The organism is Pseudomonas sp. Sample_11, from assembly GCF_004307505.1.
Lineage (GTDB): Bacteria > Pseudomonadota > Gammaproteobacteria > Pseudomonadales > Pseudomonadaceae > Aquipseudomonas > Aquipseudomonas atacamensis.
The window spans coordinates 1-13,882 of the sequence record NZ_RCOD01000049.1 but is presented as its reverse complement, the minus strand read 5'-3'; the positions used below and the strand labels follow the sequence as shown (position 1 = coordinate 13,882).

The window sequence follows — 13,882 nt, the reverse complement described above, 5'->3', positions numbered from 1 at the left end:
TCCCAATCATGCCGTGCGGCGCAGTATCAGCAGATGGCGTTGGCCTTGGCAACCGGGGACGGCCAGGGCGTGTTCGCTATCGAGTTTGAAATCTGCCGGCAATGCTACCAGCTCATCGGCCGGATGAACGCCCTTCATTGCCAGCCAGCGTGTATCGGCATCGCCCAAGTGGCGAGTCCAGTTGGTGAAGTTTTCCATGCTGCTGAATGCCCGGGAAATGATCCCGTTGAATGGCTGCGCAGGCTGGAAGGCTTCGACGCGACTGTGGATAACTTGCAGGTTATCCAGCTTCAGCTCCAGTTTGACCTGAGTCAGGAAGCGGGTTTTCTTGCCGTTGCTGTCCAGACAGGTCACCTGCGAGTCCGGATACAGGATCGCCAGCGGGATACCAGGCATGCCACCGCCACTGCCGACGTCGAGCCAGCGACCGTTCTCGATAAACGACATCACGCTGAGACTATCGAGCAAGTGCCGCGAAACCATTTCGTCCGGATCGCGCACGGCGGTCAGGTTGTAGGCCTGGTTCCATTTGATCAACAGGGCCAGATAACCCAGCAGCAATTCGTGCTGGGTTTCTGTGAGATTGACACCGAGCTCGCGGGCTCCTGTGGATAACTCTTCGGCGTGTTGCGAAGTGACCTTGGCACTCAAGCGCTTTGCTCCAACTGACGGCCCGCGCCGCGTTTTTTCAAATGAATCATCAACAGCGAAATCGCTGCCGGAGTTACGCCCGGGATCCGCGAAGCCTGGCCCAGCGTTTCGGGACGTGTGGCACCGAGCTTGCTCTGGATCTCCTTGGACAGACCGGAGATGTTGGTGTAATCGATATCCACAGGCAATTTCGTGTCTTCGCTGGCGCGCAGACGGGCGATTTCGTCCTGTTGGCGGTCGATGTAACCGGCGTATTTGGTCTTGATCTCAACCTGCTCGGCGACCTGTGGATCTTCGGCGCCCTGCCCGGTCACTTCGACCAGACCTGCGTAGTCGATTTCCGGACGGCTCAACAGGTTGAGCAGGTTGTACTCGTGGGTCAGCGGCGTGCCGAACTTGTCAGCAATAGCATCGCCCTGAGGGGTATTCGGCCTTACCCAAGTGCTTTTCAGGCGCTGTTCTTCAAGCTCGATGCTTTCGCGTTTCTTGCAGAAGGCCGCCCAGCGCGCGTCATCGACCAGACCGAGCTCGCGACCTTTTTCGGTAAGACGCAGGTCGGCGTTGTCTTCGCGCAGAATCAGGCGGTACTCGGCTCGCGACGTGAACATACGGTACGGCTCTTGGGTACCGAGGGTGATCAGGTCGTCGACCAGAACGCCGATGTACGCTTCATCGCGGCGCGGACACCAGGCCTCTTTGCCCTTGGCCCGCAGCGCGGCGTTGGCCCCGGCGAGCAGACCTTGAGCGCCAGCTTCTTCGTAACCGGTGGTGCCGTTGATCTGACCGGCAAAGAACAGACCGCCGATGACTTTGGTTTCCAGGCTGTACTTCAGGTCGCGCGGATCGAAGTAGTCGTACTCGATCGCATAACCCGGACGCACAATGTGCGCGTTTTCCATACCGCGGATCGATTGCACGATCTGCAATTGCACGTCGAACGGCAGGCTTGTGGATATCCCGTTCGGATACAGCTCATGGGTGGTCAGACCTTCCGGTTCGATGAACACCTGATGGCTTTCCTTGTCGGCAAAGCGATGAATCTTGTCTTCGATCGACGGGCAATAACGCGGGCCGACGCCTTCGATTTCACCGGCAGCGGAATACATCGGCGAACGATCGAGGTTCGCCGCGATGATTTCGTGGGTGCGGGCATTGGTATGGGTGATCCAGCAGCTGACCTGCCGGGGATGCTGTTCCTTGTTGCCCATGAACGACATCACCGGAATTGGCGTATCGCCCGGTTGTTCGGTCATCACCGAGAAATCCACTGACTTGCCATCGATACGCGGCGGCGTGCCGGTTTTCAGACGCCCGACACGCAAGGGCAACTCACGCAGACGGTGGGCCAGAGCAATCGACGGTGGATCACCGGCGCGACCGCCGGAGAAATTCTGCAAACCGATGTGGATAAGTCCGCCGAGGAATGTACCGGTGGTCAACACCACAGAATCGGCGAAGAAACGCAGCCCCATCTGTGTAACCACACCACGGACTTGTTCCTGCTCGACGATCAGGTCGTCAGCAGCCTGTTGAAATATCCACAGGTTCGGCTGGTTTTCCAGGATTTCGCGAACAGCTGCCTTGTAGAGAATCCGGTCGGCTTGTGCACGGGTGGCCCGTACGGCCGGACCCTTGCGGCTGTTCAACACGCGAAACTGGATGCCGCCCTTATCGGTAGCCATGGCCATCGCGCCGCCGAGGGCGTCGATTTCCTTGACCAGGTGGCTTTTGCCGATGCCTCCGATGGCCGGGTTACAACTCATGGCACCGAGGGTTTCCACGTTATGCGTCAGCAACAGGGTTTTTGCCCCCATGCGTGCTGACGCCAGTGCTGCCTCGGTACCGGCATGACCGCCGCCGATGACGATCACTTCAAAACGGGAAGGGAAATCCACCACGCACCTCGTGCCTGCTTAAGTAGGTCATTCAGGAAATAGTTGAGCTCAGGTTTCTGGACCTGGTCGGCAAGTATAGGGACTTCGCCCTTTCTAAAGAACCCTTTGCACAAAATTTAACCAGCTGTGGAGAACTCGAGGTTAAAAGAATAAAAAAGAGAGAAATTTATAAAACCTTTGTTTTTATGTTTATTCTTACTGAACCACCTTTCTGTGGATACATCGCTACAGGCCTTATTTTTCAACATGTACAGAGATTCAAAACTCTGTGTTCATGTAGCAATGAGGCCATTGGATAACCGGTTTAAGCCTGTGGATGAAAGGGGTGGTTATCCACAGTGCAGGTTATATCCAGTTTTCAACCCCATTTATCAACTGCCCTCAGTGGCAGTTATTCACAGGGCTTAATCCACAAAAATTTGATGGACGAAGAGGTACCAGGCAGCCGAAAACCGCTCAGGGAGAAAAAATCTGCCCGGCACTCTTGGAGGATTTTAGAAAAGAGGGAAGCAGACAGGTCGCGAATGGACCTGTCTGTGAATAGCAGGAGGGTTATTTGCCGATGCAGAAGCTGGAGAAGATCCTTCCAAGCAGATCATCCGAGCTGAACGCCCCGGTAATTTCACCCAGGGAATGCTGAGCCTGGCGCAGATCTTCGGCGAGCAATTCGCCTGCCCCGGCCAGGGTCAGTTGCGCGCGGCCATGTTCCAGTGCCGCGCTGGCGTGACGCAGTGCTTCCAGATGCCGGCGACGTGCGCTGAAGCTGCTTTCCGAAGTCTGCTCGTAACCCATGCACGCCTTGAGGTGGTCCCGCAGCAGGTCTAGGCCTTCGGCGGATTTGGCGCTGAGACTGATGGTCACGTGGCCGTCGTCACTGGTTTCCAGAGAAACCGCTTCACCGGTCAGATCGGCTTTGTTCCGGATCAGCGTGACTTTCGCCGGGTCCGGTCGAGACTCGAGAAATTCTGGCCACAAGGCAAAAGGATCCAGTGCCTCCGGTGCGGTCGCATCGACTACCAGTAAAACCCGATCCGCTTCTCCAATGGCTTTCAAGGCCCGTTCCACGCCAATCTTTTCCACATGATCATCGGTATCACGCAGGCCCGCAGTATCGACAACATGCAACGGCATGCCGTCGATGTGGATATGTTCGCGCAGGATATCCCGCGTGGTGCCGGCAATCTCGGTGACGATGGCAGCCTCGCGACCGGCCAATGCATTCAACAGGCTGGATTTGCCCGCGTTGGGACGGCCGGCAATCACCACCGTCATGCCATCACGCAATAACGCGCCCTGCCCCGCTTCGCGCAGCACTGTGGATAACTCATCGCGTACTTTGTCGAGCATGCTCAATACGTGGCCGTCGGCGAGAAAGTCGATTTCCTCTTCCGGGAAGTCGATGGCGGCTTCAACGTAGATACGCAAACCGATCAGTTGCTCGGTCAGGTTATGCACACGCTGGGAAAACGCACCCTGCAATGAACGCAGCGCATTGCGCGCAGCCTGGGCAGAACTGGCTTCGATCAAATCGGCGATTGCCTCGGCCTGGGCCAGATCGAGTTTGTCATTGAGGAAGGCGCGCTCGCTGAATTCCCCCGGACGGGCCAGACGGCAGCCCAGTTCCAGGCAGCGCTTGAGCAACATGTCCAGCACGATCGGGCCGCCGTGACCTTGGAGTTCCAGCACGTCTTCGCCGGTGAACGAGTTCGGCCCCGGGAAATACAAAGCCAGACCTTCATCCAGCACTTGCTGATCGTCACTGAAAAACGGCCCGTAATGGGCGTAACGCGGTTTCAGTTCTCGGCCGCTGATGGCTTTTGCCGCCATGCTGGCCAACGGCCCGGAAATACGGACGATGCCCACACCGCCGCGCCCTTGAGCAGTGGCGACAGCAGCGATGGTTTCACGGGGTGTGCTCATAAAGCGGCATCCAGACAAAAGTGGCAGATAGCAAAACGCCCCACTAGGGGGCGTTTTGAGTGGTGTTATCCACAGTGCAAGTTACGCCTCGGCTTTTTTCGTCGCCGCTTCGATCTTACGCGTGATGTACCACTGTTGTGCAATCGACAGGCAGTTGTTCACAACCCAGTACAGCACCAGACCAGCGGGGAACCACAGGAAGAAGAAGGTGAAGATGATTGGCATCATTTTCATGACCTTCGCCTGCATCGGATCCGGAGGCGTCGGGTTCAGCTGCTGCTGGATGAACATGGTTGCGCCCATGATGATCGGCAGAATGAAGAACGGATCCTTGATCGACAGGTCAGTGATCCACAGCATGAACGGCGCCTGACGCATTTCCACGCTTTCCAGCAGAACCCAGTACAGCGACAGGAAGACCGGCATCTGCACGAGGATCGGCAAGCAGCCGCCCAGTGGATTGATCTTCTCTTTCTTGTACAGCTCCATCATGGCTTGCGACATTTTCTGCCGGTCATCGCCATGTTGCTCTTTCAGCGCAGCCAGTTTCGGAGCCACGGCACGCATGCGCGCCATCGATTTGTAGCTGGCGGCCGACAGCGGGAAGAAAATCCCTTTGATCAGCATGGTCAGGAAGATGATCGACCAGCCCCAGTTACCGACAATGGCGTGGATGTGTTGCAGCAGCCAGAAGATCGGCTGGGCAATGAACCACAGAATGCCGTAGTCGACGGTCAGTTCCAGACCTGGGGACAACTCTTTCAGCACAGCCTGGCTTTTCGGACCGGCGTACAGCACAGCGCTGGTTTCAACTTTTGCACCTGGAGCAGCGGTCAGAGTAGGACCGGTGTAACCGATGATGTAGTTGCCTTTGCTGTCTTTACGGGTCTGGACGATATTGTTTTCGCCCTTGGCCGGAATCCACGCGGTCACGAAGTAGTGCTGCAGCCAGGCTACCCAACCACCGGTGACGGTTTCCTTGAGCTGCGCCTTGTCCATGTCCTTCATCGACACTTTCTTGTACGGCTCGGAACTTGTCCACAGGGCAGCGCCCAGGTAAGTCGCGGTGCCAGTAGCAGTGGTCGACGAAGGATCAGCGCTGGCATCGCGCTTCAACTGGGCAAACATTGCGCCGTTCCAGGGCTGAGCGCTCTGGTTATCCACAATGTAGGAGACAGCGACGTCGTACAGGCCACGTTTCAGGGTGAAACGCTTGATGTAGTTGACGCCGTCCTTGCTGAATTTCAGGTCAACGACGAGTTGATCCTGACCGTCAGCCAGTTGGTAAACCTTCTTCTCCGAGGAATAAACCGGACGACCGGCCGGGTTTGCATCCGGGCCGTTGGTACCGATCAGACCGCTTTGCGCCAGATATACACGTTCGCCGCCGTTATCGAACAGCTGGAACGGAACGTCAGGACGATCCTGACGACGCGGATACAAAGGCAGGGTCAGTTGCGCAACATCGCCACCCTGTGGATCGATCGCCAGATCGAGCACATCGGTCTTGACCTGAATCAGATCCTTGCTGGCGGCGACCGGCGTTTCGGCAGGTGCGCTGGTATCGCTGGCGGCGCGCGGAATATCGTCACTGGCGGCATTTGTGCCAGTGGCGGTGTCCGGCAAACCGGATGTAGTCGTACTGGAAGCAACATTCTGAGTCGGCAGGGCAGCCTGGCCATAATCCTGGTTCCATTTAAGAACCATGACGTAGGACACGATTGCCAGGGCGACGATCAGGATCGTGCGTTTGATATCCATGATTACTCGGCCATCGAAGAAGAACGGGAGGTAGGGACAGGTGGAACCGGGTCATAACCACCGGGATTCCACGGATGACAGCGACCTAAACGACGAAAGGTCAGCCAGCCACCGCGCAGAAGGCCATGATTTTCAATGGCTTCATACGCGTAGCAGGAACAACTGGGGTAGAAGCGACAGTGGCTGGCCATTAAAGGACTAATGGCATAGCGATAAAACTGGATCGGAACGAGGGCCAGTTTACGCATCGGTACTGTCTACCCCTACAGTTTCGGTTTTGACTGCCGGAACGGGCTTGTTGCGTGCCAGACGCTTCCAGAGTTTGCCGAAATGCTGAATCAATTCGGGGTTTTCTACATCACCCAAACCTTTGCGCGCGACGATAACGATGTCCCAGCCGACCAGTGAATCCTGGTGCAGACGGAACGATTCGCGCATCAGACGTTTGAGGCGATTGCGCTCAACGGAGAGCTTTACGCTCTTTTTCCCGATAACCAGCCCGAGACGGGGGTGATCAAGATCGTTGTTGCGTGCAAGGAGCAGGAGATTTTTCCCCGGAACCTTGCCGGTAGGGGAGTCAAAGACTGCCTTGAAATGCCGGGGGGTAAGCAGACGCTTTTCCCGACTGAAGTCCTGACTCACCTCCAGTACCGGATTATCAAACTGCCAGACGCGCACGACCTTTGGCGCGACGACGCGACAGGACTGCGCGGCCGTTCTTGGTAGCCATGCGAGCACGGAAACCGTGGGTACGAGCGCGTTTGATAGTGCTTGGTTGGAAAGTACGTTTCATGTCGTGTTACCTGGTTCGTCCACAACGGGCCGGAATGGCCCCCGTTTTAAGAGACCGGGGATTCTAGAGAAAGCAAGCCTTCAGGTCAATTTCCAACCAGCGTTTCCTTATAAATAGATCCGGGCGCGGTTTCAGCTTGAAAGCCTGTCCGCCAGATATAGAAATAAAGAAGGGAATTATTTAAAGCTTTTCTGTAAAGCTTGTAAAAGCTAGGCACACCATCTTCTGTGGATAACTGTCATGGAGCCTTATTCCACGGGATGTACAGAGAATGACAACTACAGTGGAAAACCGTGTTCAGCCTGTGCTGCGCTATCGGATAAGCTGTGCGTGGAATGGGCTGTTATCCACAGGCTGGTTATCCACCGGGTTTAGCCCCCAGTTGTCCAGTGCTCTCAGGGGCATTTATCCACAGGGCTTATTCACATGCCGTTGGTCGCCTTTTAATGCGTTAACGCGTTGATAAATGATGGTGACGAACCTACCTGCATGTGGATAAGTGAATCGCTCGCCGCTACAATGGCCGCTTGTTTTTGCCTCACCGGCTTTCAACTTAGGGGATATCCGTGTCAGTGGAACTTTGGCAGCAGTGCGTGGAGCTTTTGCGCGAAGAGCTGCCTGCCCAACAATTCAACACCTGGATCCGTCCACTACAGGTCGAAGCCGAAGGCGACGAGTTGCGCGTCTACGCACCGAATCGTTTCGTGTTGGACTGGGTCAACGAAAAGTACCTGGGCCGCGTCCTTGAACTGCTGGATGAGCACGGCAATGGCTCGACGCCGGCGCTGTCCTTGTTAATAGGCAGCAAACGCAGCTCGGCACCTCGTGCTGCACCCAATGCGCCGCTGGCGGCCGCGCAGGTTGCTCAGGCGCAGGCCAATAATGTGCCAGCGAGCAATCCGGCACCGACGCCAGCCCCTGCTCCGGCCAAACGTTCCACACAGAAGGCCGCTGAAGTCAGCGAAGAACCTTCCCGCGACAGCTTCGACCCGATGGCCGGCGCCGCTTCGCAGCAGGCCCCGGTTCGCGCGGAGCAGCGCACCGTGCAGGTAGAAGGTGCGCTCAAGCACACCAGTTACCTGAATCGCACGTTCACCTTCGAAAACTTCGTTGAAGGTAAATCCAACCAGCTCGCCCGTGCGGCGGCCTGGCAGGTGGCGGACAATCCCAAGCACGGTTACAACCCGCTCTTCCTTTATGGTGGCGTCGGCTTGGGTAAAACCCACTTGATGCACGCGGTGGGCAACCATCTATTAAAGAAGAATCCGAATGCCAAGGTCGTGTACCTGCATTCCGAGCGCTTTGTGGCCGACATGGTCAAGGCGTTGCAACTGAACGCCATCAACGAATTCAAGCGTTTCTACCGGTCGGTGGACGCCTTGCTGATCGACGATATTCAGTTCTTTGCCCGCAAGGAGCGTTCCCAGGAAGAGTTTTTCCACACCTTCAATGCGTTGCTTGAAGGTGGTCAGCAGGTCATTCTCACCAGTGACCGCTACCCGAAAGAAATCGAAGGCCTTGAAGAACGCCTCAAATCCCGCTTCGGCTGGGGCCTGACGGTTGCCGTCGAGCCGCCGGAACTGGAAACCCGCGTGGCGATCCTGATGAAGAAGGCCGATCAGGCCAAAGTCGAGTTGCCGCATGACGCCGCGTTCTTCATTGCCCAGCGCATTCGCTCCAACGTCCGTGAGCTGGAAGGTGCGCTGAAACGCGTAATCGCCCACTCGCACTTCATGGGCCGCGACATCACCATCGAGCTGATCCGCGAATCCCTGAAAGACTTGCTGGCGTTGCAGGACAAACTGGTCTCTGTGGATAACATTCAGCGCACCGTCGCCGAGTATTACAAGATCAAGATTTCCGACCTGCTGTCCAAGCGCCGTTCGCGCTCGGTGGCTCGTCCGCGTCAGGTCGCCATGGCGTTGTCCAAGGAACTGACCAACCACAGCCTGCCGGAAATCGGCGATGTGTTTGGCGGCCGCGACCACACCACCGTGCTGCACGCCTGCCGCAAGATCAACGAACTTAAGGAATCCGACGCGGACATCCGCGAGGACTACAAGAACCTGCTGCGTACACTGACCACTTGATGAACACCAGCGCAGCTTATTAAGGCAAGGGACTAGACCATGCATTTCACCATTCAACGCGAAGCCCTGTTGAAACCCCTGCAACTGGTCGCAGGCGTCGTCGAGCGCCGACAGACCTTGCCGGTACTGTCCAACGTGCTGTTGGTCGTCGAAGGCCAGCAACTGTCGCTGACCGGTACCGACCTGGAAGTCGAGCTGGTCGGTCGTGTGCAACTCGAAGAGCCGGCCGAAACGGGCTCCATCACCGTGCCGGCGCGCAAGCTGATGGACATCTGCAAGAGCCTGCCCAACGACGCGCTCATCGACATCAAGGTCGACGAGCAGAAGCTGGTGGTGAAGGCCGGCCGTAGCCGCTTCACCCTGTCGACCCTGCCGGCCAACGACTTCCCGACTGTTGAAGAAGGCCCGGGCTCGCTGACGTGCAGCCTGGAGCAGAGCAAACTGCGTCGCTTGATCGAACGCACCAGCTTCGCCATGGCCCAGCAGGACGTGCGTTATTACCTCAACGGCATGTTGCTGGAAGTTTCGGCTGGTGTGATCCGCGCCGTGGCCACCGACGGTCACCGTTTGGCGATGTGCTCGATGCAGGCCGATATCGGTCAGCCGGATCGTCATCAGGTGATCGTACCGCGCAAAGGTATCCTCGAACTGGCGCGTCTGCTCACCGAGCCGGACGGCAATGTCAGCATCGTCCTCGGTCAGCATCACATCCGCGCCACCACGGGCGAGTTCACTTTCACCTCGAAACTGGTCGACGGTAAATTCCCGGATTACGAGCGCGTCCTGCCGAAAGGTGGCGACAAACTGGTACTCGGCGATCGTCAGGCATTGCGTGAAGCGTTCAGCCGTACGGCGATTCTGTCCAACGAGAAGTACCGCGGTATCCGTCTGCAGCTGGCCAGCGGTCAGTTGAAGATCCAGGCCAACAACCCGGAGCAGGAAGAAGCGGAAGAAGAAGTGGGCGTTGAGTACAACGGCGGCTCGCTGGAGATCGGTTTCAACGTCAGCTACCTGCTCGACGTGCTGGGCGTGATGACCACCGAGCAGGTTCGCCTGATCCTGTCCGACTCCAACAGCAGTGCGCTGGTGCAAGAGTCCGACAATGACGACTCGGCTTACGTTGTCATGCCGATGCGTCTGTAATCAGCTGATCCTGAATGTCGTTAAGTCGTGTTTCGGTCACCGCGGTGCGTAATCTGCACCCGGTGACCTTCTCCCCCTCCCCCCGCATCAACATTCTTTACGGCGCCAACGGCAGCGGCAAAACCAGTGTTCTGGAAGCCATTCATCTGCTGGGGCTTGCCCGTTCGTTTCGCAGCACGCGGCTGTTGCCGGTCATTCAGTACGAACAGCTCGCCTGTACTGTATTTGGTCAGGTTGAGCTGGCTGAAGGCGGACACAGTGCGCTGGGGATTTCTCGCGACCGTCAGGGCGAGTTCCAGATTCGCATCGATGGCCAGAACGCCCGTAGTGCTGCGCAGCTGGCGGAGATCCTGCCGTTGCAGTTGATCAATCCCGACAGCTTCCGTCTGCTGGAAGGCGCGCCGAAGATTCGCCGGCAGTTTCTCGACTGGGGTGTGTTCCACGTTGAACCGCGTTTCATGGCCACTTGGCAGCGTTTGCAGAAGGCGCTGCGCCAGAGAAACTCCTGGCTGCGGCATGGTACACTTGACGCCGTTTCGCAAGCGGTTTGGGACAGGGAACTGTGCCAGGCCAGCGCTGAAATCGATGAATACCGCCGCGCTTACATCACAGCCTTGAAACCGGTCTTCGAACAGACCTTGAGCGAACTGGTTGAGCTCGAGGGTTTGACGCTCAGCTATTACCGAGGCTGGGACAAGGACCGCGAATTGAGCGCCGTACTCGCCGGTTCCGTGCAACGGGACCAGCAGATGGGGCACACCCAGGCCGGACCGCAACGAGCTGATTTGCGTCTCAGATTGGGCGCACACAATGCCGCGGACATCCTGTCCCGGGGTCAGCAGAAGCTTGTGGTCTGTGCACTACGGATTGCCCAAGGGCACCTGGTCAGCCAGGCCCGCCGCGGACAGTGTATTTATCTGGTGGATGACTTGCCGTCCGAGCTGGACGAGAGCCACCGTCGCGCGCTGTGCCGCTTGCTGGAAGACTTACGCTGCCAGGTGTTCATCACCTGTGTAGATCACGAATTACTGAGGGAAGGCTGGCAGACGGAAACGCCAGTCGCTTTGTTCCACGTGGAACAGGGCCGTATCACCCAGACCCACGACCATCGGGAGTGAAGGCATTGAGCGAAGAAAATACGTACGACTCAACGAGCATTAAAGTGCTGAAAGGCCTGGATGCCGTACGCAAACGTCCCGGTATGTACATTGGTGACACCGACGATGGCAGCGGTCTACACCACATGGTGTTCGAGGTGGTCGACAACTCGATCGACGAAGCCCTCGCCGGCCATTGCGACGACATCAGCATCATCATCCACCCGGACGAATCCATCACCGTTAAAGACAACGGTCGTGGCATCCCGGTAGACGTGCATAAAGAGGAAGGCGTTTCCGCCGCCGAGGTCATCATGACCGTCCTCCACGCTGGCGGTAAGTTCGACGACAACTCCTACAAGGTATCCGGCGGTCTGCACGGTGTAGGTGTGTCGGTAGTGAACGCACTGTCCGAAGAACTGGTCCTGACTGTTCGCCGCAGTGGCAAGATCTGGGAACAGACCTACGTCCACGGTGTGCCTCAGGCACCGATGGCCATCGTTGGCGACAGCGAAACCACCGGTACCCAGATCCACTTCAAGGCTTCCAGCGAAACCTTCAAGAACATTCACTTCAGCTGGGACATCCTCGCCAAGCGCATTCGTGAACTGTCCTTCCTCAACTCCGGTGTCGGCATCGTCCTCAAGGACGAGCGCAGCGGCAAGGAAGAACTGTTCAAGTACGAAGGCGGCCTGCGTGCGTTCGTTGAATACCTGAACACCAACAAGACTGCGGTCAACCAAGTGTTCCACTTCAACATCCAGCGTGAAGACGGCATCGGCGTGGAAATCGCCTTGCAGTGGAACGACAGCTTCAACGAGAACCTGTTGTGCTTCACCAACAACATTCCGCAGCGCGACGGCGGCACCCACCTGGTGGGCTTCCGTTCGGCACTGACGCGTAACCTGAACAACTACATCGAGCAGGAAGGTCTGGCGAAGAAGCATAAAGTCGCCACCACCGGTGACGATGCCCGTGAAGGCCTGACCGCGATCATTTCGGTGAAGGTGCCGGATCCGAAGTTCAGCTCGCAGACCAAAGACAAGCTGGTGTCTTCCGAAGTGAAGACTGCGGTCGAGCAGGAGATGGGCAAATACTTCTCCGACTTCCTCTTGGAGAACCCGAACGAAGCCAAGCTGGTGGTCGGCAAGATGATCGACGCCGCCCGCGCCCGTGAAGCCGCGCGCAAGGCCCGTGAGATGACCCGCCGCAAAGGCGCGCTGGACATCGCCGGCCTGCCGGGCAAACTCGCTGACTGCCAGGAGAAAGACCCGGCGCTGTCCGAACTGTACCTGGTGGAGGGTGACTCCGCGGGCGGTTCTGCCAAGCAGGGACGTAACCGCAAGACCCAGGCGATCCTGCCGTTGAAGGGCAAGATCCTCAACGTCGAGAAAGCCCGTTTCGACAAGATGATCTCGTCCCAGGAAGTGGGCACGCTGATCACCGCGCTGGGCTGCGGCATCGGTCGCGAAGAGTACAACATCGACAAGTTGCGTTATCACAACATCATCATCATGACCGATGCTGACGTTGACGGTTCGCACATCCGCACCCTGCTGCTGACCTTCTTCTTCCGTCAGTTGCCGGAGCTGATCGAGCGCGGCTACATCTACATCGCCCAGCCACCGCTGTACAAGGTCAAGAAAGGCAAGCAAGAGCAATACATCAAAGACGACGACGCCATGGAAGAGTACATGACGCAGTCGGCCCTGGAAGATGCGAGCCTGCACCTGAACGAAGAAGCCCCAGGCATTTCCGGTGAAGCGCTGGAGCGTCTGGTCAACGACTTCCGCATGGTCATGAAGACCCTCAAGCGCCTGTCGCGCCTGTACCCACAGGAGCTGACCGAGCACTTCATCTACCTGCCGGCCGTCAGCCTTGAAATCCTGGGCGACCATGCAGCGATGCAAGAGTGGCTGGCCCAGTACGAAGTCCGTCTGCGTACCAACGAGAAGTCCGGCCTGGTCTACAAGGCCAGCCTGCGCGAAGACCGTGAACGTGGCGTCTGGCTGCCAGAGGTCGAACTGATCTCCCACGGCCTGTCGAACTATGTCACCTTCAACCGCGACTTCTTCGGCAGCAACGACTACAAAACCGTGGTCACCCTGGGCGCGCAACTGAGCACTCTGCTCGACGAAGGCGCGTACATCCAGCGTGGCGAACGCAAGAAAGCCGTTACCGAGTTCAAGGAAGCCCTCGACTGGCTGATGGCCGAAAGCACCAAGCGCCACACCATCCAGCGCTACAAAGGTCTGGGCGAAATGAACCCTGATCAGCTGTGGGAAACCACCATGGACCCAAGCGTGCGACGCATGCTGAAAGTCACCATCGAAGACGCCATCGGTGCAGACCAGATCTTCAACACCCTGATGGGTGATGCGGTCGAACCGCGCCGAGACTTCATCGAGAGCAACGCATTGGCGGTTTCCAACCTGGATTTCTGATCCTGATTGCTACCCGCTTATGAAAAACCCCGGCCAATCAGACTGTGTGAAAACCTAGCAATCTGCGCAGCGCTCAAAGAAAATGCTC

The 13,882-nt window shown here is 57.4% G+C and carries 11 protein-coding genes; 4 read left to right on the top strand and 7 right to left on the bottom strand.

Annotation, left to right across the window (positions count from 1 at the left end; genetic code table 11):
* Positions 1 to 6: 6 nt before the first annotated feature.
* The 7 genes from rsmG to rpmH form a co-directional block, all read right to left on the bottom strand.
* A complete protein-coding gene (gene rsmG / locus D8U60_RS12765) occupies positions 7 to 651 on the bottom strand; it encodes a 16S rRNA (guanine(527)-N(7))-methyltransferase RsmG (RefSeq protein WP_016772399.1) in 645 nt (214 codons plus the stop codon).
* On the bottom strand, positions 648 to 2,546 hold the full coding sequence (gene mnmG, locus D8U60_RS12760) for a tRNA uridine-5-carboxymethylaminomethyl(34) synthesis enzyme MnmG (protein ID WP_130900233.1): 1,899 nt from the start codon (positions 2,544 to 2,546) through the stop codon (positions 648 to 650). The genes rsmG and mnmG overlap by 4 nt, the downstream gene beginning before the upstream one ends.
* Before the next feature lie 552 nt (positions 2,547 to 3,098).
* A complete protein-coding gene (gene mnmE, locus D8U60_RS12750) occupies positions 3,099 to 4,466 on the bottom strand; it encodes a tRNA uridine-5-carboxymethylaminomethyl(34) synthesis GTPase MnmE (protein WP_130900232.1) in 1,368 nt (455 codons plus the stop codon).
* A gap of 81 nt (positions 4,467 to 4,547) precedes the next feature.
* A complete protein-coding gene (gene yidC, locus D8U60_RS12745; protein ID WP_071173916.1) occupies positions 4,548 to 6,227 on the bottom strand; it encodes a membrane protein insertase YidC in 1,680 nt (559 codons plus the stop codon).
* Between the two features lie 2 nt (positions 6,228 to 6,229).
* Complete coding sequence (gene yidD / locus D8U60_RS12740; RefSeq protein WP_027901580.1) at positions 6,230 to 6,475, bottom strand: membrane protein insertion efficiency factor YidD; 246 nt, start codon at positions 6,473 to 6,475, stop codon at positions 6,230 to 6,232.
* Positions 6,468 to 6,869: a ribonuclease P protein component gene (gene rnpA, locus D8U60_RS12735; RefSeq protein ID WP_024014946.1), complete on the bottom strand. Its 402-nt coding sequence runs from the start codon at positions 6,867 to 6,869 to the stop codon at positions 6,468 to 6,470. The genes yidD and rnpA overlap by 8 nt, the downstream gene beginning before the upstream one ends.
* 16 nt (positions 6,870 to 6,885) lie before the next feature.
* Positions 6,886 to 7,020 carry a 50S ribosomal protein L34 gene (gene rpmH, locus D8U60_RS12730; RefSeq protein WP_003213577.1) on the bottom strand — a complete coding sequence of 45 codons (135 nt, stop codon included), beginning with the start codon at positions 7,018 to 7,020 and terminating at the stop codon, positions 6,886 to 6,888.
* A 566-nt stretch (positions 7,021 to 7,586) separates the two neighbouring features.
* Here rpmH and dnaA point away from each other — a divergent pair.
* From dnaA to gyrB, 4 genes are read left to right on the top strand one after another with little or no spacing between them, the layout of a single operon-like run.
* Positions 7,587 to 9,110 carry a chromosomal replication initiator protein DnaA gene (dnaA, locus tag D8U60_RS12725; RefSeq protein WP_024014947.1) on the top strand — a complete coding sequence of 508 codons (1,524 nt, stop codon included), beginning with the start codon at positions 7,587 to 7,589 and terminating at the stop codon, positions 9,108 to 9,110.
* A gap of 39 nt (positions 9,111 to 9,149) precedes the next feature.
* Positions 9,150 to 10,253 (top strand): DNA polymerase III subunit beta, encoded by a 1,104-nt coding sequence (gene dnaN / locus D8U60_RS12720; RefSeq protein WP_016772390.1) that lies wholly within the window; start codon positions 9,150 to 9,152, stop codon positions 10,251 to 10,253.
* 14 nt (positions 10,254 to 10,267) lie between these two features.
* Positions 10,268 to 11,371, top strand: coding sequence for a DNA replication/repair protein RecF (gene recF, locus D8U60_RS12715; protein WP_016772389.1), 1,104 nt, complete (start codon positions 10,268 to 10,270; stop codon positions 11,369 to 11,371).
* A gap of 5 nt (positions 11,372 to 11,376) precedes the next feature.
* Entirely contained in the window at positions 11,377 to 13,794 is a 2,418-nt protein-coding gene (gyrB, locus tag D8U60_RS12710; RefSeq protein WP_130900231.1) for a DNA topoisomerase (ATP-hydrolyzing) subunit B, read from the top strand.
* The last annotated feature ends 88 nt before the right edge of the window (positions 13,795 to 13,882 follow it).